Genomic DNA, 24,926 nt, shown 5'->3' with positions numbered 1-24,926 from the left:
CTGCGTCGTGCGCGGGGCCGTCGTCCCCAGCCCCGGGGCCAGCCTGGGGCCTCGCGCGCCGTTTGACCAGGACCTTCGTCCCTGGCGACCCTGCGGTCCGGGTGTCAGAGACGGCGCTCCAGCAGCACGACGTCGCGCCACTCCCCGGCCAGCGGTCCGTGCGTCATCCGGGCGATCCGCTCCCGCCGGCCCACCACCCGGAACCCCGCCGCGGCGTGCAGCGCCAGGCTGCCGGCGTTCTCGGGGAACACCGTCGACTGCACGGTCCACACCCCGCCGACCTCCGCCGACGCGAGCAGGGCGTCCATGAGCGCACGCCCGACCCCGCGGCCGCGGGCGGCGGCCCCGACGTACAGCGACGCCTCGACCACGCCCGCGTACACCGCGCGACGGGACACCGGGGAGGCGGCGACCCAGCCGAGGACGGGGCCGGCGGGTGCGCTGGGGGCGGCGTCCAGCGCGACGAAGCGGTGCTCCGGCAGGTGGGAGGCGTCGAACTCCGCCCAGGCCGGCGCCGCGCTCTCGAACGTCGCGTGCCCGGTCGCGATCCCCTCCGCGAACACCGCGAGCACCCCCTCGGCGTGCTCCGCGGTCATCGGGCGGAGGGTCAGGGCGGGCTGCACGCCGGCCATTCTCACCCCGCGCGCGGGCGGTGGGTGACATCACCCACGACCACCCGCGCGTCGGCGAGGGCGACGGCGCACACTGCGGTGGTGAACCTCGCGCAGACCGTCCCGGGCGGCCTGTCCCGGCTGCGCGCCGCCGTCCCGCTGCTGAACGCGCGGCCGGTCCCGCCCGGCGTGCACCACGACGTCGACCGCCCGATCCCGGTCACCGTGACCCTCCGGTGGGAGTCCGGCGTCGAGCCGCTGGACACCGTCGCGGTCGAGTGGACCGCGACGCTGGTGCGGGTGCGGATCGTCGACCTGCGGGTGATGACGGGCGCGGTGTGGGTGCCCGCGTCGGACGTGCGCCGGCGCGCGTGCGCGTAGCCGCGTGGACGGCCGTCAGGCCAGGCGCTCGACCTTGACCGCCGCGTGGTGCTCGCGCGGCGCGCCCGGGCGGGCGCCCCACGACACGACGCCCTGCGCGACGGCGCCCACCTCGGCCGGCACCGCGCCCACGTAGTGCGCGCTGGGGTCGTGGGTGAGCCGCTCCGCGAGCTCGGTGAGGCTGCGGCTGTCGGCGGCCTCGTCGGCCGCGAGCCGGGTCATCCTGAAGCGTGCGTCCGTCATGACGGGCCCCCTCGCCGGTCTGGTCCCCCCCAGGATACGAGCGGGGTCGCGCACGCGCGGCGGCCGGGAGCGCGAACGGCGCATACCGGGCCAATCGCGACATAGGCCATGTTGCGTCAGGCACCGTGCACGGACTTTCACGGTCGCCTCGGACCGGGCGGCCACCTGCGCCGACAGCCTCGGCACGGAGGTCGGCGCCGCGTCCCGGCGCGACTCCCCCGGCCGTCCGTGCTTACGGTCGAGGCGATCGGAGCACCCCTGATCGACGCACCTCACGAGGAGTCCAGGAGGAGTCCCATGACCCAGCGCCTGTGGATCACCAGCACCGTCACGGCCGGCCTGCTGCTCGGCAGCACCGCCCCCGCGCTGGCCGCCGACGCACCCGCCACCGCCGGCACCACGACGACCACCGCCGCGGCGGTCGTGCCGCTCGCGGCCGCGGACGTCGAGGCCGCCGAGCAGGCGATCCTCGACCGGACGAACGCCCTGCGCGCGACCGAGGGCAAGCCGGCGCTCGTGCGCAACGCCCAGATCGACGCCGTCGCGGCCGCCTGGGCCGAGCACATGGCCACGACCGGCCAGTTCCAGCACAACCCGGACTTCTTCCGGCAGATCCCGGCGGGCTGGCGCACGGCCGGGGAGAACATCGCGATGAACTCCTACAACCCGGTCGCGCTCTACACGCAGTGGCAGAACTCGCCGCCGCACCGCGCCAACATGGTGAACCCGGCGTTCGACCAGATCGGCATCGGCGTCGTCGAGCACGACGGGCTGTACTACGGGGTCCAGGTGTTCGGCGGGTACTGATCCCGACGAGACGGACCCCCAACGACGCATGGCTCCCGGCCCTCGGACCGGGGGCCACGCGTCGTTGTCCACGTGCTCCTTTCGCTTCGTTGGCGAGCAAGGTGCAGCAGCAGAAGGCGTCCATCCAGACCGAGGAGGCGACGAAGAACGCGTTCGTCATGCCCTTCATCGCACTGGTCCTCGGGTACGACGTCTTCAACCCGCAGGAGGTCGTCCCGGAGTTCACCGCCGATGTGGGCATCAAGAAGGGCGAGAAGATCGACTACGCCATCGTCAAGGACGGCGAGGTCCAGATGCTGATCGAGTGCAAGACCGTGGGCGCCCCGCTCTCGATCAACCACGCGTCACAGCTGTTCCGCTACTTCGCGACCACGAACGCCCGCATCGCCGTCCTCACCAACGGCGAGCAGTACCACTTCTTCACTGACCTCGACCGCCCCAACCGGATGGACGAGAAGCCCTTCCTGCAGCTCGACCTCGCCGACCTCGACCCCTCGGTGTTCCCTGAGGTCGAGAAGATGGGCAAGGAGTTCTTCGACCTCGACTCGATCGTGAACGCGGCCGAGGAGCTGAAGTACGTCGGCGCGATCAAGCGCGTCCTGGGAGCCGAGTTCCGCGAGCCCGACAACGACTGGCTGCGCCTGCTGATCACCCGGGTATACGACGGTTCGATCACCCAGAAGGTCCGTGACCAGTTCGGACCACTCGTCCGCAAGGCGTCGAAGCAGTTCCTCGCCGACCAGGTCAACGAGCGGTTGAAGGCCGCCCTCGGGACGCAGAACGGTGCGTTCACCGCATCGCCGGAGGCGCTCACGGGCGAGGTCGCCGCTGAGGAGAGCATCGCCGAGGCGGAGAACGCCCAGGATCGGGGTGTCGTCACCACGCTGGAGGAGCTCGAGGCATTCCAGATCATCCGAGCGATCGGGTGCAGCGAGATCCCCGCCTCCCGCATCGTCGCCCGCGACACCAAGTCCTACTTCGGGGTCCTGATCGACGACAACAACCGGCGCCCGGTCGCCCGCCTGCACTTCAACACCAGCCAGAAGTACCTCGGGTTGCTGGACGAGGAGAAGGTCGAGTCGCGCCACGCGATCGACGCTCTGGAGGACATCTACCGGTACTCCGACGAGATCAGGGAGGCCGTCCGGCGCTACAAGTAGGAGGAGTTCGACCCCCCTCGGGACCGGCACCGCTGAGTAGGTGCCTCCGGTCGGTGCTGCGTGCGCGCCGCGCGCCACACTGCGGGCACACGTCCGGACGGGAGGGAACGATGCGCCACTCGATCTCGGGTAACGGCTTGCGCTGATGGTGCCCGCCGCGATCTCTGCCCTCCTCACGGCGGCGGCGGACCTCGAACCGCCTCTGCCGATGTCGGTCCGCGTCGTCTCCGCGCTCGGGCCGGCACTGCTGCTGGCGGGCGCCGTGTTCGGTGCCGTGCTCGCTGCGCTCATCACCTGGCGGTCGAGCCGACGCGACCGCTGGTGGACCAAGACGCAGTGGGCGATCGCGCGGGTCCACTGCACCACGAGCCACGAGCAGGACCTGGGCATCGCGATGCTGAGCGTGCTCGTCGACCAGGCGCCCTCTCGTGAGGAGTCCGCGCTGATCGGCGAGGCGATGGAACCGATCCTGGCGCGATTCCGAGCGAGAGCCCATGATGAGGACGAGGCGGACTATCGACTGCGTGAGGAGATCGATCGTGACGACTGACGAGACCGAGGCGCGACGCCGGGTCGTCGAGGTCACGCCGACCGAGAAGCGCGCCGCGCAGGTGCGAGTCAAGGCAGATCAGCGGTCCGGCCGTGTGACGCCGAAGGCGATCAAGGCGGTCGCGCAGGCGAGGGCGCTGTCGGCGGCCACGAAGGACGCGAGCGACGTGCGCTGACGCACGTGCTCCCGACCCGCTGGGTCGGGATGCTGGATGCGGATGAGCTGGCCGGTACGCCGGGTTCTGTCCCCGCGCGCGGTTACCCCCGCGCGGGTGGCGACCATCCATCTACGACGCACGTTGCCGTACGCCTCCAGCGGCCTACCCGGGAGCTCGGACGAGCAGCCCTCGAACGCTCCCTGTCTGGCCTTGCTCCGGGTGGGGTTTACCGAGCCGTGCCGGTCGCCCGGCACGCTGGTGGTCTCTTACACCACCGTTTCACCCTTACCACCGTCCGGCCCGAGAGCCGTGCGGTGGCGGTCTGCTTTCTGTGGCACTGTCCCGCGGGTCACCCCGGGTGGGCGTTACCCACCACCCTGCCCTGTGGAGCCCGGACGTTCCTCGGCGAGCCCGAGGGCTCGACGCGGCCGCCTGGCCAGCTCATCCGCGCCGGTCAGCCTACTACGCCCCGGCGCGCCGCCCGCGCTCCCCGTCCTCGTCGACCGTCTCCGTCAGCCGGTAGTGCAGCCGCAGCACCGGGAGCGTGCCGAGGCGCAGGTCGTGGTCGGTGCGGAGCACGCCCTCGTCGTCGACGAACACGTAGAACCGCTCGTGCACCGGGATGCGCCGCGCCCAGCACCCGCCCGGCCGGTCGACCACCAGGTACGCGCCGGGGTCGCCCCAGCCGCCGGCGCCCGACGTCAGCACGAGCCCGCCGCGCGCGGTGGCAGTCGGCCGGAGCAGGACGACCAGCCGCCCGCGCGGCAGCGGGAAGGTGACGCGGACGGCCGGCTCGGCAGAGCCGGGCAGCCGGACGACGCCGTAGAGGCCGCTGAACACGATCCGCCCGGTCGCCCGCAGCCGGCGGAGCCACAGCGCGCCGACCTGGTCGCCGTCCCGGACGAGGGGCGTGACCGCGCTCGACATGCCGTGCGCGGGGTCGAGCGACCGCATCGGCAGCGCGAGCTGGTCGAGCCGGCGGGCGAACAGCGCCGCGACCGCCCAGCCGAACGGCCACGCCCACGGCGCCCACCCGACCCAGGCGTCCAGCCGCCAGCCGGAGGTGCACTCGTAGAACCGGCGCACGGGGGCGGCCAGTGCGTCGGCGGCGAAGTCGGTCCGGTCGAGGTCCGCCATCGACCCGAGCAGGCCGCTGGTCCCGGCACCGGGGTCGACGGACCCACCCACCGTCGCACCCAGCCGCGCCGCCTCGCCCGGGAGCCACGCGTCGCCGACCCGGTCGACGTCCCCGACCGGCCCCTGCAACCACGGCGTCGTCGCCAGGTCGACCCGGCGCCCCGTCGCCCGCACCCAGAGCCGCGTCGCCCCGTCCATCCCCCGCGTCAGCACCCGGCGATGGTCGCACCGCGCGGGCCGCCCGCGCGGGCGATCAGGGCAGCGACCTCGGCGGCCACGTGGCGCACCGCACGCCCGACCCGCCCCTGCTCGGCGCCCCGCGCCGCCTACAGTTCAGCGCGTGCTCATCCTGCTCCCCCCGTCCGAGGGCAAGACCGCGCCGGTGCGCGGCGCCGCCCTCGACCTGGCCGCCCTGTCCGCCCCGGCCCTGACGCCGACCCGCGAGCGGGTGCTCGACGCCCTGGTCGCGGCGAGCGCCCGGCCGGACGCCGTCGAGGTGCTGGGCGTGGGCGCGGGCATCGCCGACGAGGTCGCCCGCAACGTCGACCTGCGGCACGCGCCCGCCGCCGAGGCCCGCGCCGTCTACACGGGCGTGCTCTACGGGGCGGCGGGGCTCGACCGGCTGACGACGGCGCAGCGCCGCCGGGCGGCGGAGAGCGTGCGGGTCGTGTCCGGGCTGTGGGGGCTGGTCGCCCCCGAGGACCGCATCCCGGCGTACCGGCTGTCGATGGGCGTGGACCTGCCCGGCGTCGGGCCGCTGGCGGCCGCGTGGCGGGAGCCGCTGCGCGCCGAGCTCGACCCGCGGGCCGAGGCGGGCGAGCTGGTCGTCGACTGCCGGTCCGCGACGTACCTCGCCGCGTGGAAGCCGCCGCGCGCCGCCCACGGGTCGTGGGTGCAGGTGCGGGTGCTCCGCGAGGTCGACGGGAAGCGCTCCGTGGTCTCGCACCACGCGAAGCACACCCGGGGCGTGCTGACCCGGCACCTCGTCACCCGGCGGGGCGCGGCACCCACGACGCCCGAGCACCTCGCCCGGGCGGCCCGCGAGCTGGTGGGCACCGAGCTGCTCGCGGTCGAGCTGGACGCCCCGGCGGGCCGCGCAGCCACGCTGTCGCTCGTCGTCGCCTGACCCCGGCGGACCCCAGACGCGACCCGCGGGCCCCTGCACCGGGCCTTCACCCGGCGCCCACCCGCCGCCCACCGTCACGGCACGCCCCGGGCGAGCGCCCGGGCTAGCGTGGTGCGGGTCCGGGCGGCCGCCCGACGACAGCGACCGGCAGGACGGGGACGGCAGCAGCATGCGACGCACGGGCACCGCGCGGATCGCGGCGCTGCTGCTGGTGCTCGTCCTGGCACTGGCCGGCGTCCTCGCGGTCGCCGGCGGACCCGCGGGCGCGACGACGTCCGGCGGCGGCTCGTCCGCGGAGCGCGGCGGCGCGACCGTCCCCGGGACGACCACCGGCGACGGCCAGGACACCGGCACGGGCACCGGCGACGCCGCGGTCCCCGCCCCGTCGCCCACGGTGTCGCCCGCGCAGCCCGTCCCGACCCCGGTGCCGACCCCGACGCCGACCCAGCAGGTCCCCGTCCCGGTGCCGACGACCGAGCCGGAGCCGGAGCCGGCGCCCACCCCGACACCGACGCCCGAGCCCTCGTCGACGGGCACCCCGTCGCCCGCTCCCACCCCGACGCCGACCGACGCGGGGGTCGGTGGCTCGCAGCAGTTCAGCCGCCCGCCCGCCGTCACCACGTCCTCGACGCCGTGGGCCCAGCTGCTCACGGCCCTGGTGGTCGTGGTGGCCGGCGCGGTCGCGGTCGTCGCGATCTCGGCCCGGCGTGCCCGGCTGGCCGCCCAGGGTGCCGACGGCGGCGCGGCCGGTGCGACGCCGGTGCCGTCCGGCGCGGCGGGCGCGGACGGAGCCGCCGACGACACCGCCGAGCTGCGCCCACCGCCGACGTCCGCCGAGGTGCTGCGCCTCATGGTCGTCGCGGGCGAGGCGATGGTCGACGCCGGCCACACGGTGTCCTCGGTCGCCGACACGCTCGACGAGCTCGCCGCCGTGCACGGCGTCGCCGGCACCGAGACCGTCGTCCTGCCGACCGCGCTGCTCGTGTCCGTCCCCGACGGCGACGGCGTCGCGACCGCGGCCGTGTCGACCGGGCGGCGGCCGCTGATGCTGCACCAGGTCGACGAGCTCACCGACGTGCTCCGCGACGCGTCGGCGCCGGACGCCGACGTCGCCGGCGTGACCGCGCGCATCACCCTGCTGCGGACCGCGGCGCCGCCGTTCGGCATGCTCGCGCGGCTCGGCGGGTACCTGCTCCTGTCGGTGGGCCTCGCCGCGCTGCTCGGCGGGTCCTGGGTGGACCTGCTGGTCGCCGCCGGTCTGGGCCTGGCCGTGGGCGCGGTGCAGCTGGTCGTCGGCCGGATGCCGAGCGGCGTCGAGGTGCTGGTCACCGTGGCGTCGGCGTTCGTCGTGGCGGCCGCCGTGCTGCTCGCCGCGCGCGTGGTCCCGGACCTCGGCGTGCTGCCCTCGCTGATCGCGCCGCTCGTGCTGTTCCTGCCGGGCGGGCTGCTCACCACGGGCGTCATCGAGCTCGCGACCGGGCAGATGCTGTCCGGCGCCGGGCGGATCGCGGCGGGCGCGATGCAGCTCGTGATGCTGGCGGGCGGCATCGTCGCGGCCGCCGCGCTGGTGGGCGTCCCCGCCGTCGACCTGGCGACCGGCGGCCACCCGCTCGGGCCGCTGGCGCCGTGGATCGGGGTCGCGGCGTTCGGCGCCGGGACGGTGGTCTACCGGTGCGGCCGGCCGCGGACGATCGGCTGGGTGATCCTCGTGCTCGCCGTCGCGTACGGGGCGCAGGTGCTCGGCGACGCGCTGCTGGGCGGGGCGCTGTCGGCGTTCGTCGGCGCGCTCGCGATGACGCCGGTGGCGCTGGCCGTGGCCCGGTTCCCCTCCGGGCCGTCGCCGCTGGTGTCGTTCCTGCCCGCGTTCTGGCTGCTGGTGCCGGGGGCGCTCGGGCTGGTCGGGGTCACCAGCCTGCTCGACGGCGACAGCAACGGGGTGTCCACGCTGGTCACGACCGGCGGGACGATGGTGGCGATCGCGCTGGGCGTGCTCGTGGGGCTGTCCGCGGCGCGGGGCCTGCCCGGCCGGCAGGCGCGGTGGTCGCTGGGCGGCGTGCCGGGCCTGATGCCGGCGGCCCGGCCGTGGCCGCGCCGCGGCCGCACCGACCCGCCGGTCTGATCAGCCGCGCGCCGGCCAGCCCTCGCTCGGCGCCCCGGCGACGGCGACCTCGTCGCGCTTGTCCGCGAACAGCCGCACGATGCTCACCGACGCCGGCGCGACCCGCAGCTGGCTCCACGACCCGGGCTGCGCGCCCATGGTCCGGCCGAGAGCGGCCCGGATCGACACGGCGTGCGACACGACGACCACGGTGCGGTCGGTGCCCGCCGCCAGCAGACCGTCGAGCGCCGCGCCGATCCGCTCCCCCACGTCGGCGATCGACTCGCCGCCCTCGGGCCGCAGGTCGGCGCGGGTGTGCCAGGGCTCGAGCTGCCCGGGCCAGCGCTGCTCGATCTCCTCGGCGGTGAGCCCCTGCCAGGCGCCGAAGTCGGCCTCCTGGAACGCGGCGTCCACGCGCGGGGTGAGCCCGAGGCGTGCGCCGATGATCGCCGCGGTCTCCTGGGTCCGGACCATCGGCGACGCGATCAGCTCGGTCGGGTACGGGACGTCGCCCCACAGGTCGTCGCCGACCCGCCGGACCAGCTCGCCCGCGGCGGCGGCCTGCGCGCGGCCGCGCTCGGTCAGCGACGGGCCGGGCTCCGACGAGCCCGAGTAGCCGCGCGAGACGGTCATCTCGGTCTCGCCGTGCCGCACCAGGATGACGGTCACCGGCTGGGCGTCGTCGAACCGCACCGCCGCACCCGACGGCCGGCCGCGGCGCGCGGGCTGCTCGCCCCGCCCGGGCGGCGCCGGGGTGCCGGCCTCGGGCTCCAGCGGCTGCGCGCTGCCCTGCGGGCCGTCGGCGGGCATCAGTACGCGTCCTCGCCGCGGACCAGGATCCGGCCGGAGTCCTCGCAGTAGACGATCTCGTCCTCGGGCGTCGCCTTGATCTTGGCGAGCTCGGTGGCGGGGACCGGCAGGCCGCTGCCCTCGGACCGCCCGTGCCGCAGCGCCGCGACGGCCACGCCGCCGAGCCGGCCGCGCAGCCGGTCGTAGAGCTGGATCAGCGGCTCGGCCAGCGGGGCGGCCATCGCGTCGCGCTGGGTCGTCACCTCGCCGGCCTGCTTCTCGATGATCGCGAGCTCGGCGTCGCGCTCGGCCACGACGGCCGCGCGGTCGTTGAGCAGCGCGGCGTGCGCGGTGGTGAGCTCGCCGAGGGTGCCCTCGTGCGCCTCCAGCCGCTCCATCGCCTCCAGCTCGACCTCCTCGAGGTCGCCCTGCCGGCGGGCCAGCGAGACGAGCTCGCTCTGCAGCGCCTGCAGGTCCTTCGCGGAGCCCTGGCCGGAGTCGAGCCGCGTCTGGTCGCGCGCGGCGCGGTCCCGGACCTGCTGCACGTCGGACTCGGCCTTGCTGACCTCGCGCTGGATGTCGCCGACCGCGGTGCGGGAGGCGGCGATCGCGGTGTCCAGGTCCTTCAGCTGCGCGTCGAGCTCCGCGATCCGCTTGTGCTGCGGGAGCGCGGTGCGCTTGTGGGCCAGCTGGTCGAGCTTGGTGTCGAGCCCCTGGAGGTCGAGCAGCCGCTTCTGGTCCTGCGGGGAGGCCTTGGTCACGGGTGGTGTCCTTCCGACGGTGCGGTGGTGCTGGAGGGCGCCGGGACGCGGCCGGTCCACGGGTCGGTGCGCAGGGTGCTCACGCGGGTCTCCACCGTAGTGCCGCGCGCGGCCAGGTCGGCGCGCAGGTCGCGCTCCGCGCCCCGCAGCCAGGGCCACTCGGAGGCGAAGTGCGCGGCGTCCACCAGGTACGGCGGGCTGGCGGCGGCCCCGCGGGCCTCGAACTCGGCGCGCTCGCGCAGCTCGGAGGCCGGGTGGTGCCGCAGGTCGGCGGTCAGGTAGGCGTCGGCGCCGGACGACCGGACGTCGTCGAACAGCGAGTCGCCCGACCCGCCGACGACGGCCACCGTCCGCACGGTCGCGTCCGCCGGGCCGGCGTACCGGATGCCCTGCGCCGTGGCGGGCAGCGCGGCGGCGACCCGCTCGGCGAACGCGTGCAGGCTCAGCGGCTCGGCCAGGTGCCCGACGCGGCCGGTGCCGGTCGGGCCGTCCCAGGTCGCGAGCTCCAGCACGTCGAAGGCCGGCTCCTCGTAGGGGTGCGCGGCGCGCATCGCGGCGACGACCGCGGCACGGAGCCGGCGCGGCGCCACCATCTCGACCCGGGCCTCGACCACGCGGGCGGCCTCGCCGGCGCGGCCGATCGCCGGGTCGGCCCTGTCGGACGGCGTGAACGTGCCCTCGCCGGTGCTGGTCCAGGCGCAGCGGCTGTACTCGCCGATCGCGCCGGCGCCGGCCGCGGCGAGGGCGTCGACCAGGCGCTCCGCGTCGCCCGCCGGGACGAACACGACGTGCTTGTCGAGCGGCTCCGCGGGCGCGGGGACCAGGGGGCGCAGGTCCTCGAGCCCGACCAGCCGGGCGAGCTCGTCCGCGACCCCGCCCGCCGCCGCGTCCGCGTTGGTGTGCGCGGTGTACAGGGCGACCCCGCCCCGGATCAACCTGTGCAGCAGCGCACCCTTGGCGCTGGTCGCGGCGACCGAGTGGATCCCGCGGAGCAGCAGCGGGTGGTGCACGACCACCAGGTCCGCGCCCCAGTCCAGCGCCTCGTCGACGACGGCGGCCAGCGGGTCGACGGCGAACAGCACCCGGCGGACCGGTTGGCCGGGGTCGCCGGTCACCAGGCCGACGCGGTCCCACGACTCGGCGGTGCGCGGCGGGTAGCGGCGATCCAGCACGCCGACGACGTCGGCGAGGGTGGCGTGCGCGGGCGAGGGGGTGGGCGGCGGGGCGGGCTGGCTCACGCGGTCGAACCTACCGGTGCCGGTCACGCCCTCGCCGCACCGCACGCGTCAGGGCAGCAGCATCGACTTGATCGCGCGGCGCTCGTCCATCGCGGCGTACGCCTCGGCGACCTCGTCCAGCGGCAGCACCAGGTCGAACACCTTGCCCGGCAGGATCCTGCCGGACCACACCTCGGCGGCGAGCTCCTCGATGTACGCGCGCACCGGGGCGATCCCCCCGCGGACGCCTACGTTGCTGCCGAACATCTGCTGCACCGGCAGCTCCGGCCCGCCCGCGGGGACGCCGACGAAGCCGACCTGCCCGCCGGGCCGCGCGGTGTCGAGCGCCTGCTGCATCGACTCCTTGGTGCCGACGCACTCCAGCACCTGGTCCGGGCCGACGCCACCGAGCAGGTCGCGCACCGCCGCGGCGCCCTCGTCGCCCCGCTCCGCGACGACGTCGGTCGCGCCGAACTCGCGCGCCAGGGCCTGGCGGGACGCGTGCCGCGACATCGCGATCACGCGCTCCGCACCGAGCCGCTTCGCCGCGAGCACCGCGCACAGGCCGACCGCGCCGTCGCCGACCACGGCCACCGTCGAGCCGGGTCCGACGCCTGCCGAGAGCGCGGCGTGGTGCCCGGTGCCCATGACGTCGGTCAGCGTGAGGACGTGCGGCAGCAGGTCGGCGTCGGGGGTGTCCGGCATCGCGACGAGCGTGCCGTCGGCCAGCGGGACCCGGACGTACTCGCCCTGCCCGGCGTCGGTGAACACGCCCTCGGCGTCGTCGCCGCCCCAGCCGCTGCTGTGCACGCAGGACGTCGGCACGCCGTTGCGGCAGTGCACGCAGGTGCCGTCCGAGACGGTGAACGGCGCGACGACGAACTGGCCCGGCCGCAGCGTCCGGACGTCCGACCCGACCTCCTCGACCACGCCGACGAACTCGTGCCCGATCCGGCGCGGCTGCCTGGTCGGGCGCACGCCGCGGTACGGCCACAGGTCGGAGCCGCACACGCACGCCGCGACCACGCGCACGAGGGCGTCGGTGGGGCGCTGGATCGTCGGGTCCGGGACCTGCTCGAGGCGGACGTCGTGGGGGCCGTGGATGAGGGTCGCTCGCACGGGGGCAGCCTACGACGGGGGCGTCCGGCGGGCGTGTCAGTGGTGGCCGGTAGTGTCGTTCCATGGCATCTGACCTGCAGGAACACCCCGACGGCGACCCGGTCGCCGCGGTGGTGCTGCCGGTCTACGGGCCCGACGGGACCTGCCTGACGGACTTCGGCCCGGACCCCGTCGTCGCGGCCGGTGGGGCGCCGCGGACGGGTGAGCAGCGGCAGATCGAGGCGATCCGGTCCTGCGAGCCCGGACCCGAGCTCGATGCGTGGTTGCGGGGGCTGGATGCGAGCGTGCTGCCCTCGGCGATCGTGGTCGAGGTGATCGCCGCGCAGACCCGGATCGAGTCCTACCAGCACGCCCGGACCCTGGGCCTGATCGCGGAGCTCGCCTCCCGGGAGGAAATGAGCCCGGAGTGGTCGCCGCTGGCGGGTGCCCCGCCCACGCAGGCGTGCGTCGCGGGCGACGAGCTCGCGATGCGCCTGGGGTGGTCGCGGGTCGCCGCGACGAAGACCGTGCACCGGGCCCTGGTGCTCGACAGCATGCTCGGCGCGACCCGGGAGGCCCTGGAGGTCGGTCACCTCGATCCCGCCAAGGCCCAGGTCCTGACCGCAGGGCTGGCGGACCTGCCCTTCCAGGTCGCGCACGCGGTCGAGGACGCGGTCCTGCCGGACGCCGATCAGTGCTCGGTCGCCGAACTGCGGCAGCGCGTGGCGCGGGAGATCCGCCTGGTCGACCCCGAGGGCGCCGCCGCCCGCCGCGAGCGCGCCCGCTGCACCCGCAAGGTCTCCCACCCCCGCCCGCAGCCGGACGGCATGGCCTCCATGTGGCTGGTTCTGGACGCGGCGGACGCACTGCGCGTCGACGGGGTCCTGACCCACGCGGCGAAGACCGCCAAAGCGCTCGGCGACGACCGGACCCTGGATCAGCTGCGGGCCGACGGGCTGCGCGACCTGGTGGTCGGCGACGTCCCCGCATCCGACGGGCCGGCGTTCGAGGTCCACCTGTCCCCGGGCCTGCCCGTGCCGCCGGAGCCGAAGCGGTCGTGGAACGGGGCGACCTCCACCGACCGGGACGGCGCGCTGCTCATGCGCCCGGTCGAGCCGATCCCGATCGCCACCCTCACCCCGGTCGACGACACCGCCACGCACCCCGCGCGCGACCAGGTAAGCCGCGCTTCGCTGCCCGGCGCTCCGGACGCACCGACCGGGACCGCGACCGGCACCGAGGCCGCGACCGACACCGCGATCAGGACCAGCACCGTCGCGACCACGACTGCCACCGCGCGTCGTGGCTGCACCCGCTGCTCGGGACGCCCCGGCGCCGAGGTCCGGATCACCATCCCCGCGTCCACCCTGCTCGGCCTGGACGACCAGCCGGCGCACCTCGACGGGCACGGCCCCATCGACGCCGTCCAGGCAAGGGCCCTGGCGATCGGCGGGGTCTGGCAGCGAATCGTCACCGACCCGCTCACCGCCCGGGTCCTGGACGTCGGCCGCGAACGCTACCGACCACCCGCCGCCCTGGCCGACCTCATCCGCACCCGCGACAAGACCTGCGCCGCACCCGGGTGCAGAGTCCCGGCCTGCGCCTGCGAGCTCGACCACACCCAGGAGTTCCACCCCCAACCCGGCGGCGACCTCGACGCGCCCCTGGGCCGCACCGACGCCGACAACCTCGGGCCGGTGTGCCACCGGCACCACCGACTCAAGACCGACGGCGGCTTCCGGCTGCGGCAGATCAGCCCCGGGCTCTACGAGTGGATCACCCCCACCGGACACCGGTACCTCACCCGGCCCGGCACTGGTCAGTGCCACGACGCCACGGCCGACCCCCACGACGCACCGCCCCCGTTCTAGCCGCTCAGGTTCTAGCCGCTCGGGCCCGAGCTCCCGTCCCGGGCGCAGGCCCGATCCCGCGACCCGAGCCCGGCCCGTGCCCGGCACCCTTCGCGTCGTCGATGTCGGTGGTGCGCGGCACACTGGGCCCCATGTGTGGCCGCTACGCGCAGACCCGTGCCGCCGACCAGCTCGAGCGCGACCTCGCGATCGACCGGATCCTCGGCGAGCACCCGGGACCGTCCTGGAACGTCGCCCCGACCCAGGACGTGCCGGTGGTGCTCGAGCGCGTCGAGGACGACGGCCCGCAGCGCCAGCTCCGGCAGGCCCGGTGGGGCCTGGTGCCGTCGTGGGCCAAGGACGTGTCGATCGGGTCGCGCATGATCAACGCGCGCTCGGAGACGGTGCTCGACAAGCCGGCGTTCCGGAAGGCGGCGGCGAGGCGGCGCGCGCTGGTCCCGATGGACGGCTACTACGAGTGGCAGGCCAACGAGCGCGGCCCCAAGACGCCGTACTTCCTGCACGGGGCCGAGCCGCTGGCGGCCGCCGGGCTGTACGAGCTGTGGCGCGACCACGCCAAGGCCGACGACGACCCGACGCGCTGGCTGTGGACGGTCACGATCATCACGCGCCCCGCGACCGACAGCCTCGGGCACATCCACGACCGCTGCCCCGTGCTGCTGCCCGGTCACCTGTGGGACGGCTGGCTCGACCCGTCGATCACCGCGGCCGACGAGGTCGGGGCGATGCTGGTGAACGTGCCGGAGCCGCACCTGACGCCGCGCGAGGTCGGGCGGGCCGTGGGCAACGTGGCGAACGACGGCCCGGGGCTCGTCGAGCCGGTAGCCCATGAGGCCGGGCCCGAGACTCAGGGCTGAGCAGCGGGGTCCTGAGAAGGAGGCGGCGTGCCCGGCTGGGACAGCGCTCTGGAGGCGTTTCTCGCGGTCGCGGACGACGACGTCGCGTGGATGGTCGTCGGCAGTGCCGCGACCCGCCTGCAGGGCGTCGCGGTCGAGCCGGGTGACGTCGACGTCCTCGTGCACCCCGGCACGTCCGACGACGCCATGCGGGTGCTCGCCGAGCAGCTCGTGGAGTTCGCCGTCCCGGGACCTGCGTCCAGGGAGCTCGACTCGTTCCTCAGCGCGCCCGACCGACCCCTGGTCGCGACGCCGGACGGCGAGTGGCTGTTCGGACGCTGGTGGGTCGGCGGCGGGAAGCTGGAGCTGGCGCGGATCCGGGTCGATCTGGGCGACACGGCGGTCGTCGAGACGATGGGGACGGCGGTCTGGAAGACGCGGCGGACCGTCGGCTGGCGCGGGCGCGACGTGCCGGTGGTGCCGCTGGAGGTGCAGCTCGCGACGATGCTGCTGCGCGGGCAGGCGGACCGGCAGCACGCGGTTCGGGCTCGGCTCGCCCGAGCCGGCTCCGACGACGCGCTGATCGCGCGGGCGCTGGCTGCCCGAGGGCTTCCTGTGCCGTGACCGACTCGGACCGGCCTCTCGGCCGTCGAGAGGCACGGCTCGTACGCGCCCGTCAGGCCGCCACGCGCGCCTTCGCCGCCCGCCAGTAGCCGCAGAACGTGACGTCCTGCTTCGGCACGCCCGCAGCGACCCAGTGCCGCCGGGCCGCGGCGACCAGCGACTGCTCCCCCACCACCCAGGCCGTGACCGGCTCGTCCGGGACGGGCAGCGCCTCGACCGCCGCGAGCGCCGCCGGCCCCGCCACGGCGTGCGGGTCGTCGCGCACCACCCAGCGCACCTGGACGCCGGCCGGGCCGGCGAGGTCCTGGACGTCGTCGGCGTGCGGCACCTCGACGACGGCGACGCCCCGGGCGCCGGTGCCGAGCGAGCCGAGGATGCCGGCGACCGCGGGCAGCCCGGTCTCGTCGGCGACGAGCAGCACCCGGTCGTGCGCGGCGGCCGCGGGGAACGTGATGCCCTCGTCGAGGATCGCGACGGCGTCCCCGGGCGCGCAGGTCTGCGCCCAGGTCGCGGCGGGCCCGGAGGTGCCGTCCTCGGGGGTGCCGTGCAGCACGAAGTCGACGTCGAGCTCCGGGCCCTCGGGTCCGTCGGGCCGGTGCGCGCGGACGGTGTAGTTCCGCAGCACGGGGCGCTCGGTCCGCGCGATCGCGAGGTACTTGAGGTACGCGAGGGTGTCGAGCCTGTTCGGCAGCCGCGACAGCACCGCGTCGTCGGCGACGGGGATGAACAGCCGGAACCACTGGTCGTAGCCCATCGGCCGGAACCGCGCCGCGTCGCCGCCCCCCAGCGTGACCCGGACGAACCCGGTCGACACCCGCGCGGTGCGCAGCACGTGCAGCGTCAGCAGCTCCGTGAACTCGGGCTTGCGCCGGCCGGCGCCGATGTTGCTGCTGCGGGCCACGGGGCGCTCCTGTCGTCGATGTTGGTAAGCCTGTCCTTACCGGAGCGGCGACCGTAGCAGCCGCCGGCCCCGGCACCGGAATCCCCCGTCCACGCCCGGCGGCGCCCCGGCCCGGGACGTCGGTCCGTGGCGGCGGGCGCCGCGCGGTGGCGTGATGGTGCGCATGACGCCCGCCGCCACGGACCACCGGCCGGATCCGGGCGGGCCCTCGCCCGGCGTGCTGCTCTGCTGGATCCCGCTCGGCGCGGGCGGGCCGCGGGTCGTGCGCGCGAGCGGCCGCGCCTACGAGGCCGTCGCCGCGCTCCGGGACCGCCGCCCGCGCCGGACGCTCGTGCACGCCGCGCTGCTCGTCCGGCCGGCGACGGGTCCGGAGGTCGCGGTCGAGGTGGCCCCCGCATGGGGGCAGCCGGCGGGCGACCGCGGCGTCGTCGCCACGGGCCCCGTCGGCGCGCGAGTCCTCGGGAGGTCCCGGCTGTTCCGCTACGAGGTGCGGTGCTGGGCGGGCGGCTCCGTGCCGGACCTGGCGTGGGCGGTCGCGCGGCGGTGTGCGACCACGGACCCACGGGTGGCCGCGGCGCTGCTGGCGGCGGCGCCGGGCGTGCCCGTGCGGACCTGGGGTGGTCGTGCTCCGGGCGTCCGGGACATGTGGACGTCGAACTCGGTCGTCGCCTGGCTGCTGGCGGCGGCGGGCCTCGACCCCGAGCACCTCGGTCCCCCGCCGGGCTGCCGGGCACCGGGCTGGGACGCGGGCGTGCGGGCGGCGCCGAGCCGTCGCGCCGCCCTGCCGACGCCTTCCGGCCCCGCCGCCCCCGATCGGCGCAGGCCGGGCCGGAACGCGTAGGCGCCCCGGTCAGGACACCCGGCCGAGCGCCACCGCCGCGTGCAGCAGCGCGCCCAGGGACTCGTTGTCGGTGATCCCGCCCGCGCGCACCAGGGCCGGCAGCTCGGACCACGGGACCCGGCGCACGCCGACGATGCCCTCCTCGTCCTGGGCGTGCGCCTCGTCGGCCGGCCGCAGGCCCCGCGCGAGCAGCACGTGCCCCGGCGCGTGCGCCACGCCGTTGAGCGAGAACACCGGCCCGAGGTGCGTCCAGTCGTCGGCGGCGAGCCCGGTCTCCTCGCGCAGCTCGCGCGCCGCGGCGACCAGCGGGTCCTCGCCGTCGGACCCGCCCGCGGGCACCTCGAGCGACACCGCGCCGGTGGTGTACCGCTCGACCTCGACCAGCACCACCTCGTCGTCGTCGGTCACGGGGACGACGAAGACCGCCGGCTGCCGGACCTCGACGACGCCGTACACCCCGTCCCCGCCGTCGGGCCGGGTGACCGCGTCCTCGCGGACCCGGATCCACGGGTTCTCGTAGACGGTGCGGGAGTCGTGGGCGTGCCAGGCGGACATGCCCGCCATCGTGCCAGGAGGGCGGGCGCCGGGCTCAGCGTCGCCGACCGCCCGGCCCGCGGGAGGCGTGCCGCGCGAGGTGCGCGGCGCCGAGCACGACCAGCCCCAGCCCGACCGCGCCGACCGCGCCGGCGGCGAGGCCCGCGGCGTCCGATCCGGTCGCCGCCAGCACCGCCGACGACGTCACCGCCGGCGCGTCCGGGTCGGCCGCCGCCACGCAGGACGCCGCGGCGGGGTCGCCGGGCACCTCGTCGAGCACGGCCGGGTGCAGGACCGTCCGCCCCGGGTGGTCGACCGTGACGGCCTCGTGCTCGACCGTCCGGGCGGGGTGGTCCACCGTCTCGGCCGGGTGCTGCACCGTCGTCGCGGGGTGCTCGACCGTCGCGGCCGGGTGCTCGACGGTGCCCCACTCGTCCGGGACCTCGACGGTCCGGGTGACCGCGGGGTGCTGCTCGACGTGCGTGACGGCCGCGTGCTCGATCGTCTCGGTCCACGCGGCGTGGTCGACGACGGTCTCGGTCCAGGCGGCCGTGACGACGGTCTCCCGCTGGTCGACGACCCGCCAGCCGTTCCCGGGGAACGTGGACCGGTCCGCGGTCCACGCCGAGCCGTTCCCGTTCTTCTGCTCCATCAGCCACTCGGTCCGGGTGACGGCCGGGTGCTCGACGGTGCGCGTGACGGCGGGGTGGTCGACCGTCTCGGTCCACGCCGGCGCGTCCACGACCGTCTCGTCCCAGGCCTCCGTGACGACCTCCTCGACGGCGTGCGCGGGCGTGACGAGCACCCGCTCGGACCACGCCTCGCGGACGGTCTCCGTCCACGCCGGCACCTCCTCGGTCCACGCCTCGCGCACCGTCTCGGTCCAGCCGGGCACCTCTTCCGTCCACGCCGCGCGGACGGTCTCGGTCCACCCGGGGACGTCCTCGGTCCACGCGGCGGACCGCAGCACCCACGTCGACGCCGCCGGGGCCGCCGCCGTGCAGACGATCCCGTGCCCGCCCACCCCCGCGAGGTCCGTCGCCGGCGCCGCCGGGGCGGCCGGGAGGACGAGCGTCGCGCCGGAGACGGACGCGGCGAGGGCGAGGGCGAGGGACGACATGGCGGGCTCCTGGTGGCTGTGCGGGGGCGGCCTGCCCGCCCCGTCGACACCCACCACGCTCCCGCCGCGGGCACCCCCGCGACCTCGTCCGACCGGCTCGTCCGACCCGGTCCGAACGGATGCTCCTGGACGTCGGCGGGTCAGCCCGCGGCGGGCGGCACCAGCCCTGCGTCGTGCGCCACGATCGCCGCCTGGGTCCGGTTGTCGACGCCGAGCTTCGTCATCGCGTGCGCGAGGTGCGCCTTCACGGTCGGCTCCGCCAGGTAGAGCCGCCGCGCCGTCTCCGCGTTCGACAGCCCCTCCGCCACGCAGGCGAGCACGTCCCGCTCCCGTGCGCTGAGCGGCGCGACCCGGTCCCGGGCCTCCTGCGCCAGCCCGGAGAGCGCAGGCCCGACGGCGTCGAGCAGCCGCCGGGTCACGGTCGGTGACAGCATCGCGTCCCCCGCCGCCGCGGCGCGGATCCCCCGGTGCAGCTCGTCGACCGTGCTGTCCTTGAGCAGGTAGCCGGCGGCCCCCAGGCGGAGCGCCGGGACGATGTACCGGTCGGACAGGAAGCTGGTGAGGACGACCACGGCCGCCCCGGTGCCCGCCCGCAGGATCTCCTGCGCGGCGCTCAGACCGTCCATCACCGGCATCTGCATGTCGAGCAGCACGACGTCGGGCCGGTGCGCGCGCACCTGCTCGACGGCGGCCCGCCCGTCGGCCGCCTCGCCGACGACCTCGAGGTCGGGCGCGGCGGCGACGAGGCGGGCGATGCCCTGCCGGAACAGCGCCTCGTCGTCGACGACCAGCACCCGGATCACGCCGGCGTCGCCCGCCTCGGCAGCCGGGCGTCGAGCAGGAACCCGCCCGCCGGCGTCGGCCCGGCGTCCAGCCGGCCGCCGACCAGCGCCACCCGCTCGCGCAGCCCGGCCAGGCCGGTGCCGCCGGTCGTGAGCCCCGTGGGCACCGACCGCGCCTCGGTCGTGAGCACCTGGACGTGCAGCTCGGGCCCGGCGTCCTCGACCAGGACCCGGGTGCCCGCGCCGGGCGCGTGCCGGACGGCGTTGGTCAGGCCCTCGCGGACGACCCGGACGGCGGTGCGCTCCGCGGGGTCGGGCGGGTCGCGGTGCGCGGCGGCGACCACCGCGGTGACGGGCTGCCCGACGTCGCGCGCGGCGGCGACCAGCCCCTCGACCTCCGGCAGCGCGTGCCGGGCCAGCCCGTCCTCGCCGGGGTCCCGCCGCAGCAGCCGCAGCACCTCGCGCATCTCGTCCAGCGCCGCGCGCCCCGTGTCCCGGATCTCGCCCGCCGCGGCGTGCACGGCCGGGTCGTCGGTAGCGGCATCCAGCAGGTTCGCGTGCAGCACGATCAGGCTGATCCGGTGCGCGACGACGTCGTGCAGCTCCCCGGCGAGCCGGGTGCGCTCGGCCCGCCGGACCGCGAGCGCGGCGGCCTCCGCGGCCGCGCGCTCCTGGGCGACCCGCAGCACCGCCGCGTGCGCCGCCGACCGCTGCCCGCGCCCGGCCAGCCAGGGCACGAGCACGTCGAGCAGCAGCAGGAGCGGCACCGCCACGCCCGTGCGGAACGCGGTGACCTGCCACACCGGCCAGACCATCAGCAGCGCGGCGACCAGACCGAGCCAGGCCGCGCGCGGGCCGGCCCACCGCGCGACGAGGTACAGGGCGACCGGGGTCGCGAGCACGGGCGACACCAGGCACAGCGCGAGGCAGACCGCGAGCGCCACCACCTCCCGGCGCAGCAGCAGCGTCGCGGCGCCCACCACCTGCGCGGCGGCCTCCCACGCGACGGGTTCGAGCGCGACGCCGGCGCGGGCGCGCGCGACGACCAGGGCCAGGCCGCCCGCGGCGGCGACCGCGGCGAGCGCGAGGCGCGGGGCTCCCGGCGCGAGCACCGGCTCGGGCTCCCCCGGGGCGCGGCCGGCCCGCTCCGGCGCGCCCGCGTCCGGGGCGTGGCCGAGCGCCGTCGCGGCACGGTCCTCGGGCATGGCGACTCCCCCCGGTCGTCGGTGCTCGCGACGAGCCTCGCGCCCCGGCGGCCCCGGGGCGTCGTCCTCCGCGGATGACCCGCCCCGGACCGGCGGGGTCACCCGGCCCGGGCGATGCGCGCCGCTCGTCGCCCCGGTGAGGCTGGCAGACGTCCCACCCGGCGACGAGACCGACGAGCACGACGAACCGACGAAGGAGCACGACGGTGGCCACTCTCAGCGTGTGGAAGTTCGAGACCCCCGGCGGCGCGCAGCAGGCCGAGCAGGCGCTCGAGTCGCTGGCGAAGCAGGAGCTCATCCAGGTGCACGACGCCGCCACGGTGTCCTGGGACCCGGACAAGTCGAAGCCGAAGACCCGGCAGGCGCACAGCCTCGCGGCCGCGGGCGCGCTGGGCGGCACCTTCTGGGGCATGCTCTTCGGCCTGCTGTTCTTCATCCCGCTCATCGGCGCCGCGATCGGTGCGGCGGCCGGCGCGCTCGCCGGATCGCTCACCGACGTCGGCATCGACGACGACTTCATCGAGTCGGTGCGCAGCAAGGTCACGCCGGGCACGTCGGCGCTGTTCCTGCTGTCGTCCGGCGCCGTGCCGGACAAGGTCTTCGGGGCGCTCAAGGAGCAGGGCATCCACCCCGAGCTGATCCAGACGAACCTCTCCGAGGAGGAGGAGGCCCGGCTGCGCGAGGCGTTCGAGGAGAACGCCTGAGCGGTCGGCGGAGCCGGAGCGGGGACCGGGCGACGGCCCGGTCGGGAGGGGGACGACCATGACGAAGGCGTACGCGGACCCGGGCGCCCGGGTGCAGCCGCGCGAGACGGCGTGGGTCGGCTGGATCTGGTTCGCCGCGCTCATGATGATCCTCATGGGCCTGTGGGGGATGTTCAGCGGCCTGGTCGCGGTGTTCTCGCCGCACACGATCGTCGCCTGGACGAGCTATGGGCTCGCGACGGTGGACGTCTCGACCTGGGGCTGGGTGCACCTCGCGGTGTCGGCCCTGGTGTTCGTGGTCGGCATCTCCCTGCTGACCACGGCCGCCACCTGGGCCCGGGTGACCGCGGTGGTCCTGGTCGGCCTGGAGCTGCTGCTGCAGTTCGCCGCCCTGCCGGCGACGCCGTGGTGGTCCCTGGTCTCGATCGGGCTGTGCGTCACGGTGCTCTGGGCGCTGGTGGTGCACGGCGGCGAGCTGCGCCCCGTGTCGACCTGACGCGGGACGGGCCCGACGCGCAGCAGGGCGGCGGCACCCGGGCGGGTGCCGCCGCCCCGGCACGTGCAGTGGCGGGCGGGGCGCCCGGGTCAGAGCAGGCCGCGCTGCACCGCCGTCCGCACGGCGGCCCGCCGCCCGTCGACGCCGAGCTTCCGGTAGATCGCCCGCATGTGGGTCTTCACCGTGTTGATCGACAGGAAGAGCGAGCCGGCGATCTCCTCCGAGGTCAGCGACGACCGGAGGCAGGCCAGCACGTCCCGCTCCCGCGGGGTGAGGTCCCAGGCGGAGGCCCGCGGCGTCGGCGCCTCGTGCTCGGCGACGAGCAGCCGCGTCACCAGCGGCTCGTGCGCGCTCCCCCACTCGAGGTGCGCCGACAGCAGCGGGTGCAGGGCGGCCGCGCGGTCGCGGAGCGGGCGGACCAGCCCGTGCGGCTCCGCGGCCGCGAGCGCCGCCTCGAGCGCCGCGTGCGCCGCGCCCGCGTCCTCGTCGGCGTGCAGCGCGGCGGCCGCCGCCAGGTTCGCGACCCGCACCTGAGCCGGTGTCGCGCCGAGGACGTCCGCCGCGCCGGCCGCGGCGTGCTCGGCCGCCCGCAGCGCGCGCTCCGCGCCCTCGATGTCCCCGATGCGCAGCAGCTGGTCGCTCTGCCAGCCGAGGGCGAGCGGGTCCGCGAACGCGACCGAGGACTCGTCGACGATCGCCAGCGCCTCGCGCGGCCGGTCCTCGGCGCCCAGCTGCACGGCAGTGAGGAAGTCGCGGAACGCCGTCAGGTGCTCCGGCGCGGACCCGTCGGGCCAGGACGCGTCGGTGATCTCCCGGGCCCGCGCGAGCCCGGGCGCGTCGCCCTGCGCCAGGCAGACGATCGCCAGCACGCCCGCGGCGTGCACCGCGACCTCGCGCCGGTTCCGGCCCGCGGCCTCGATCGCGGCGCGCAGGTGTCCCGCGGCCGCGCACAGCTCGTCGCGCCAGTACGACGCGACACCGCACGCGAGGTGGGCCGAAGCGACGATGCTCGTGCCCTGCCACTCGTGCAGCGCCGCGGTCGCCAGCACCGCCCGTGCCCCGTCCAGCGCGGCGCCGACGTCGCCACGCAGCGAGGCGGCGAACGCCTCCTCCGCCCGGCAGCCGAGCTCGAGCGCGACCCAGCCCCGCTCGGCGGCGAGCGCGCCGCCGGCCGCGAGGTGCCCGAGCGCGGCCGGGTCGGGGCCGTACTGCTGCAGCTCGGCGCGGCCCACGAGGTACAGCGCGAGCGCCCGGACGGCGTCGTCGGGGACCCCGCTGTCGGGCACCCCGCCGTCGAGCAGGGCCCTGCCGCGGCGGACCGACTCCTCCAGCGACGGGCGCCCCGGCCCGAGGAACGTCCGCACCAGCTCGCCGACCCAGGCCGGCCCCCCGTCGTCGTCGCGCGCGCCGTCGGCCTCGTAGGCGTGCGCGGCGGCGAGCGCCAGCAGCACGTCGGGGTCGCTGCGGTACCGCGGCGGCAGTGCCGCACGCAGCCCGCGCACCTGGCCGACGTCGCCGCGCACCACGAGGTCCGGCCACCGCTCGCCGAGCACCCGTGCCGCGAGGTCCGGCGCGTGCCCGTCGAGGGCGTGCCGGATGGCGGCCGCCGGGTCGCGCGGCCCGAGGTGGGCGGCCACCACCCGGTGGGCCACCCGCGCAGCGAGCGGGTCCCGGCGGGTCAGGACGGCCCGCGCGTGGGCGGCCACCAGCGCGTGCCACCGGTAGACCGGCCCGTCGCCGGCGTCGCCGACGTCGGTGAGGAACAGCCCGCGGCCGACGCACTCGTCGAGCAGCCGGGCCCCGCCCGGCACCAGCGCCTCGGCGAGCTCGGGGTCGACCTGGTCGGCCACGCTCGCCCGCAGCACGAAGTCCGCCAGGTCGTCCGGCAGCGACCCGACGACCTCCTCCACCAGGTACCCCGTGATCGGCACGTCGCGGTCACGCAGCTGCGCCAGCGGCTCGCCCGACCCGTCGAGCACGTCGGCGGCCAGCGCCAGCCGCACGGCGACCGGCCAGCCGCGCGTGATCTCCCAGAGCGCCCGGACCGCCGCGGCGTCGCCCGGGACGCCCACCGCGCGCACGACGTCGGCGACCTCCTCCTCGGTGAACGCCAGCGCCCGCTCCCGCAGCTCGCCCACCTCGCCGGCCATCCGCATCCGGTTGACCGGCAACGCCGCGTCGTACCGGCCCGCCAGCACGAACCGGGGACCGGCGTAGCGGAGCACCGGCCCGAGCACCTCGCGGGAGGTGCGCGCGGAGAGCAGGTGCACGTCGTCCAGCACCACCACCGTCTCGGGCGGCAGCGCCTCGAGCGCCGTGACCAGGGCGTCCAGCCGCCGGGCGACGGTGGCCAGCCCCCGGTCGGGCCCCGGGTCGTCCTCGGGCCGGGCGCCCGGAGCGATCCGCGCGAGCGCGTCGCCCAGGACCCGCACCAGGCGCCCGGGCTCGTCGTCGAGCGGGTCGAGCGAGACCCACGCCACCGGGCCGGGCGCGCGGGCCACCCACTGCGCGAGCAGCGTCGTCTTGCCGAAGCCCGCCGGCGCGCTGACGACGGTCAGCCGGTGCGCGGCCACCGTCGTCGCCAGCGCCTCGTCGCACCGCGACCGCACGACCAGACCGCGCGGTGGTCGCGGGACCGTGAACTTGCCCCCCGGGGCCGCGCGACCGCGACCCGCCCCCGCGCGCGCCCGGCGCACCGCCCCGCCGCCGTCGTCCTCAGCGTCCATCTCCACGCCCCCCGACGCGTGCTCGACCTCACCGTAGACCGCCTGCTCGCGGGTCCCCGGTTCGCCTGCCACCACAGTGACACACCCGGGGTGATCGTGAGTCACGCTTTGTCCTGACTCCCTCACCCGCCCGGGGTGACCCGCGAGGCGG

The 24,926-nt window shown here is 76.5% G+C and carries 26 protein-coding genes and 1 other RNA gene; 13 read left to right on the top strand and 14 right to left on the bottom strand.

Annotated features, from left to right (window positions below; translation table 11 throughout):
- Positions 1-104: 104 nt before the first annotated feature.
- Complete coding sequence (locus FKM96_RS17685) at positions 105-632, bottom strand: GNAT family N-acetyltransferase (protein ID WP_210417298.1); 528 nt, start codon at positions 630-632, stop codon at positions 105-107.
- An 81-nt stretch (positions 633-713) separates the two neighbouring features.
- Between FKM96_RS17685 and FKM96_RS17680 the strand changes: the two genes are divergently transcribed.
- On the top strand, positions 714-992 hold the full coding sequence (locus FKM96_RS17680) for a hypothetical protein (protein WP_147796348.1): 279 nt from the start codon (positions 714-716) through the stop codon (positions 990-992).
- 15 nt (positions 993-1,007) lie between these two features.
- Here the strand turns inward: FKM96_RS17680 and FKM96_RS20855 are convergent, their stop codons facing one another.
- The gene (locus FKM96_RS20855) at positions 1,008-1,235 is read right to left on the bottom strand and encodes a hypothetical protein (RefSeq protein WP_168217032.1); all 228 of its coding nucleotides are present in this window, start codon (positions 1,233-1,235) and stop codon (positions 1,008-1,010) included.
- 297 nt (positions 1,236-1,532) lie between these two features.
- On the opposite strand from FKM96_RS20855, the gene FKM96_RS17675 reads away from it, so the two are divergent.
- From FKM96_RS17675 to FKM96_RS17660, 4 genes are all read left to right on the top strand, one after another.
- Complete coding sequence (locus tag FKM96_RS17675; RefSeq protein ID WP_147796347.1) at positions 1,533-2,042, top strand: CAP domain-containing protein; 510 nt, start codon at positions 1,533-1,535, stop codon at positions 2,040-2,042.
- Positions 2,043-2,143: 101 nt separating this feature from the next.
- Complete coding sequence (locus FKM96_RS17670) at positions 2,144-3,202, top strand: type I restriction endonuclease (RefSeq protein WP_246855051.1); 1,059 nt, start codon at positions 2,144-2,146, stop codon at positions 3,200-3,202.
- 145 nt (positions 3,203-3,347) lie between these two features.
- Entirely contained in the window at positions 3,348-3,752 is a 405-nt protein-coding gene (locus FKM96_RS17665; RefSeq protein ID WP_147796346.1) for a hypothetical protein, read from the top strand.
- The gene (locus FKM96_RS17660) at positions 3,742-3,927 is read left to right on the top strand and encodes a hypothetical protein (RefSeq protein WP_147796345.1); all 186 of its coding nucleotides are present in this window, start codon (positions 3,742-3,744) and stop codon (positions 3,925-3,927) included. Before FKM96_RS17665 ends, FKM96_RS17660 begins: the two co-directional genes overlap by 11 nt.
- 39 nt (positions 3,928-3,966) lie before the next feature.
- On the opposite strand, the gene rnpB is transcribed toward FKM96_RS17660, so the two are convergent.
- Together rnpB and FKM96_RS17650 are read right to left on the bottom strand one after the other, a co-directional pair.
- Positions 3,967-4,353, bottom strand: an RNA gene (gene rnpB / locus FKM96_RS17655) — RNase P RNA component class A.
- A gap of 18 nt (positions 4,354-4,371) precedes the next feature.
- Positions 4,372-5,259, bottom strand: coding sequence for a hypothetical protein (locus FKM96_RS17650; protein WP_210417297.1), 888 nt, complete (start codon positions 5,257-5,259; stop codon positions 4,372-4,374).
- Positions 5,260-5,386: 127 nt separating this feature from the next.
- On the opposite strand from FKM96_RS17650, the gene FKM96_RS17645 reads away from it, so the two are divergent.
- Both FKM96_RS17645 and FKM96_RS17640 read left to right on the top strand, forming a co-directional pair.
- Positions 5,387-6,172 carry a YaaA family protein gene (locus FKM96_RS17645; protein ID WP_147796344.1) on the top strand — a complete coding sequence of 262 codons (786 nt, stop codon included), beginning with the start codon at positions 5,387-5,389 and terminating at the stop codon, positions 6,170-6,172.
- Positions 6,173-6,341: 169 nt separating this feature from the next.
- On the top strand, positions 6,342-8,291 hold the full coding sequence (locus FKM96_RS17640; protein ID WP_147796343.1) for a threonine/serine exporter ThrE family protein: 1,950 nt from the start codon (positions 6,342-6,344) through the stop codon (positions 8,289-8,291).
- Here FKM96_RS17640 and FKM96_RS17635 read toward each other — a convergent pair whose 3' ends face one another.
- The 4 genes from FKM96_RS17635 to FKM96_RS17620 are packed head-to-tail and all read right to left on the bottom strand — an operon-like array spanning position 8,292 to position 12,156.
- Complete coding sequence (locus tag FKM96_RS17635; RefSeq protein ID WP_147796342.1) at positions 8,292-9,080, bottom strand: histidine phosphatase family protein; 789 nt, start codon at positions 9,078-9,080, stop codon at positions 8,292-8,294.
- Complete coding sequence (locus FKM96_RS17630; RefSeq protein ID WP_147796341.1) at positions 9,080-9,820, bottom strand: zinc ribbon domain-containing protein; 741 nt, start codon at positions 9,818-9,820, stop codon at positions 9,080-9,082. The genes FKM96_RS17635 and FKM96_RS17630 overlap by 1 nt, the downstream gene beginning before the upstream one ends.
- Positions 9,817-11,058, bottom strand: coding sequence for a Nif3-like dinuclear metal center hexameric protein (locus tag FKM96_RS17625; protein ID WP_147796340.1), 1,242 nt, complete (start codon positions 11,056-11,058; stop codon positions 9,817-9,819). Before FKM96_RS17625 ends, FKM96_RS17630 begins: the two co-directional genes overlap by 4 nt.
- A gap of 48 nt (positions 11,059-11,106) precedes the next feature.
- Entirely contained in the window at positions 11,107-12,156 is a 1,050-nt protein-coding gene (locus FKM96_RS17620; RefSeq protein ID WP_147796339.1) for a zinc-dependent alcohol dehydrogenase family protein, read from the bottom strand.
- A gap of 62 nt (positions 12,157-12,218) precedes the next feature.
- Between FKM96_RS17620 and FKM96_RS17615 the strand changes: the two genes are divergently transcribed.
- From FKM96_RS17615 to FKM96_RS17605, 3 genes are all read left to right on the top strand, one after another.
- On the top strand, positions 12,219-14,006 hold the full coding sequence (locus tag FKM96_RS17615) for an HNH endonuclease signature motif containing protein (protein ID WP_147796338.1): 1,788 nt from the start codon (positions 12,219-12,221) through the stop codon (positions 14,004-14,006).
- Between the two features lie 131 nt (positions 14,007-14,137).
- On the top strand, positions 14,138-14,863 hold the full coding sequence (locus FKM96_RS17610; protein WP_147796337.1) for an SOS response-associated peptidase: 726 nt from the start codon (positions 14,138-14,140) through the stop codon (positions 14,861-14,863).
- A gap of 27 nt (positions 14,864-14,890) precedes the next feature.
- Positions 14,891-15,466 carry a hypothetical protein gene (locus FKM96_RS17605; RefSeq protein ID WP_147796336.1) on the top strand — a complete coding sequence of 192 codons (576 nt, stop codon included), beginning with the start codon at positions 14,891-14,893 and terminating at the stop codon, positions 15,464-15,466.
- 52 nt (positions 15,467-15,518) lie between these two features.
- Here the strand turns inward: FKM96_RS17605 and FKM96_RS17600 are convergent, their stop codons facing one another.
- Positions 15,519-16,367 carry a siderophore-interacting protein gene (locus FKM96_RS17600; protein WP_210417296.1) on the bottom strand — a complete coding sequence of 283 codons (849 nt, stop codon included), beginning with the start codon at positions 16,365-16,367 and terminating at the stop codon, positions 15,519-15,521.
- A 163-nt stretch (positions 16,368-16,530) separates the two neighbouring features.
- Between FKM96_RS17600 and FKM96_RS17595 the strand changes: the two genes are divergently transcribed.
- Entirely contained in the window at positions 16,531-17,208 is a 678-nt protein-coding gene (locus FKM96_RS17595; protein WP_210417295.1) for a hypothetical protein, read from the top strand.
- Positions 17,209-17,217: 9 nt separating this feature from the next.
- Here FKM96_RS17595 and FKM96_RS17590 read toward each other — a convergent pair whose 3' ends face one another.
- From FKM96_RS17590 to FKM96_RS17575, 4 genes are all read right to left on the bottom strand, one after another.
- Positions 17,218-17,763 carry an NUDIX hydrolase gene (locus FKM96_RS17590; protein ID WP_147796335.1) on the bottom strand — a complete coding sequence of 182 codons (546 nt, stop codon included), beginning with the start codon at positions 17,761-17,763 and terminating at the stop codon, positions 17,218-17,220.
- Positions 17,764-17,797: 34 nt separating this feature from the next.
- Positions 17,798-18,862, bottom strand: coding sequence for a hypothetical protein (locus FKM96_RS17585; RefSeq protein ID WP_147796334.1), 1,065 nt, complete (start codon positions 18,860-18,862; stop codon positions 17,798-17,800).
- A 140-nt stretch (positions 18,863-19,002) separates the two neighbouring features.
- Positions 19,003-19,665, bottom strand: coding sequence for a response regulator transcription factor (locus FKM96_RS17580; protein ID WP_147796333.1), 663 nt, complete (start codon positions 19,663-19,665; stop codon positions 19,003-19,005).
- Complete coding sequence (locus FKM96_RS17575) at positions 19,662-20,849, bottom strand: sensor histidine kinase (RefSeq protein WP_147796332.1); 1,188 nt, start codon at positions 20,847-20,849, stop codon at positions 19,662-19,664. Before FKM96_RS17575 ends, FKM96_RS17580 begins: the two co-directional genes overlap by 4 nt.
- 206 nt (positions 20,850-21,055) lie before the next feature.
- On the opposite strand from FKM96_RS17575, the gene FKM96_RS17570 reads away from it, so the two are divergent.
- Positions 21,056-21,553 carry a DUF1269 domain-containing protein gene (locus tag FKM96_RS17570; RefSeq protein ID WP_147796331.1) on the top strand — a complete coding sequence of 166 codons (498 nt, stop codon included), beginning with the start codon at positions 21,056-21,058 and terminating at the stop codon, positions 21,551-21,553.
- A gap of 58 nt (positions 21,554-21,611) precedes the next feature.
- Positions 21,612-22,049, top strand: coding sequence for a hypothetical protein (locus FKM96_RS17565; protein ID WP_147796330.1), 438 nt, complete (start codon positions 21,612-21,614; stop codon positions 22,047-22,049).
- 89 nt (positions 22,050-22,138) lie between these two features.
- Here the strand turns inward: FKM96_RS17565 and FKM96_RS21135 are convergent, their stop codons facing one another.
- Entirely contained in the window at positions 22,139-24,775 is a 2,637-nt protein-coding gene (locus FKM96_RS21135; protein WP_246855050.1) for a LuxR C-terminal-related transcriptional regulator, read from the bottom strand.
- Positions 24,776-24,926 lie beyond the last annotated feature (151 nt).

It is taken from the genome of Cellulomonas sp. Y8 (assembly GCF_008033115.1).
Classification (GTDB): domain Bacteria; phylum Actinomycetota; class Actinomycetes; order Actinomycetales; family Cellulomonadaceae; genus Cellulomonas.
Note: the sequence above shows the minus strand (reverse complement) of the source record. Positions and strands in the feature narration are given on the sequence as shown.

Bases quoted from the DNA above. Each gene is read 5' to 3' on its own strand.
- FKM96_RS17615 (WP_147796338.1), top strand. From the start codon at position 12,219: ATGGCATCTGACCTGCAGGAACACCCCGACGGCGACCCGGTCGCCGCG.
- FKM96_RS17665 (WP_147796346.1), top strand. From the start codon at position 3,348: ATGGTGCCCGCCGCGATCTCTGCCCTCCTCACGGCGGCGGCGGACCTC.
- FKM96_RS17585 (WP_147796334.1), bottom strand. From the start codon at position 18,862: ATGTCGTCCCTCGCCCTCGCCCTCGCCGCGTCCGTCTCCGGCGCGACG.
- FKM96_RS17675 (WP_147796347.1), top strand. From the start codon at position 1,533: ATGACCCAGCGCCTGTGGATCACCAGCACCGTCACGGCCGGCCTGCTG.
- FKM96_RS21135 (WP_246855050.1), bottom strand. From the start codon at position 24,775: ATGGACGCTGAGGACGACGGCGGCGGGGCGGTGCGCCGGGCGCGCGCG.
- FKM96_RS17565 (WP_147796330.1), top strand. From the start codon at position 21,612: ATGACGAAGGCGTACGCGGACCCGGGCGCCCGGGTGCAGCCGCGCGAG.
- FKM96_RS17640 (WP_147796343.1), top strand. From the start codon at position 6,342: ATGCGACGCACGGGCACCGCGCGGATCGCGGCGCTGCTGCTGGTGCTC.
- FKM96_RS17685 (WP_210417298.1), bottom strand. From the start codon at position 632: ATGGCCGGCGTGCAGCCCGCCCTGACCCTCCGCCCGATGACCGCGGAG.
- FKM96_RS17595 (WP_210417295.1), top strand. From the start codon at position 16,531: ATGACGCCCGCCGCCACGGACCACCGGCCGGATCCGGGCGGGCCCTCG.
- FKM96_RS17610 (WP_147796337.1), top strand. From the start codon at position 14,138: ATGTGTGGCCGCTACGCGCAGACCCGTGCCGCCGACCAGCTCGAGCGC.
- FKM96_RS17590 (WP_147796335.1), bottom strand. From the start codon at position 17,763: ATGTCCGCCTGGCACGCCCACGACTCCCGCACCGTCTACGAGAACCCG.
- FKM96_RS17635 (WP_147796342.1), bottom strand. From the start codon at position 9,080: ATGCCCGCCGACGGCCCGCAGGGCAGCGCGCAGCCGCTGGAGCCCGAG.
- FKM96_RS17575 (WP_147796332.1), bottom strand. From the start codon at position 20,849: ATGCCCGAGGACCGTGCCGCGACGGCGCTCGGCCACGCCCCGGACGCG.
- FKM96_RS20855 (WP_168217032.1), bottom strand. From the start codon at position 1,235: ATGACGGACGCACGCTTCAGGATGACCCGGCTCGCGGCCGACGAGGCC.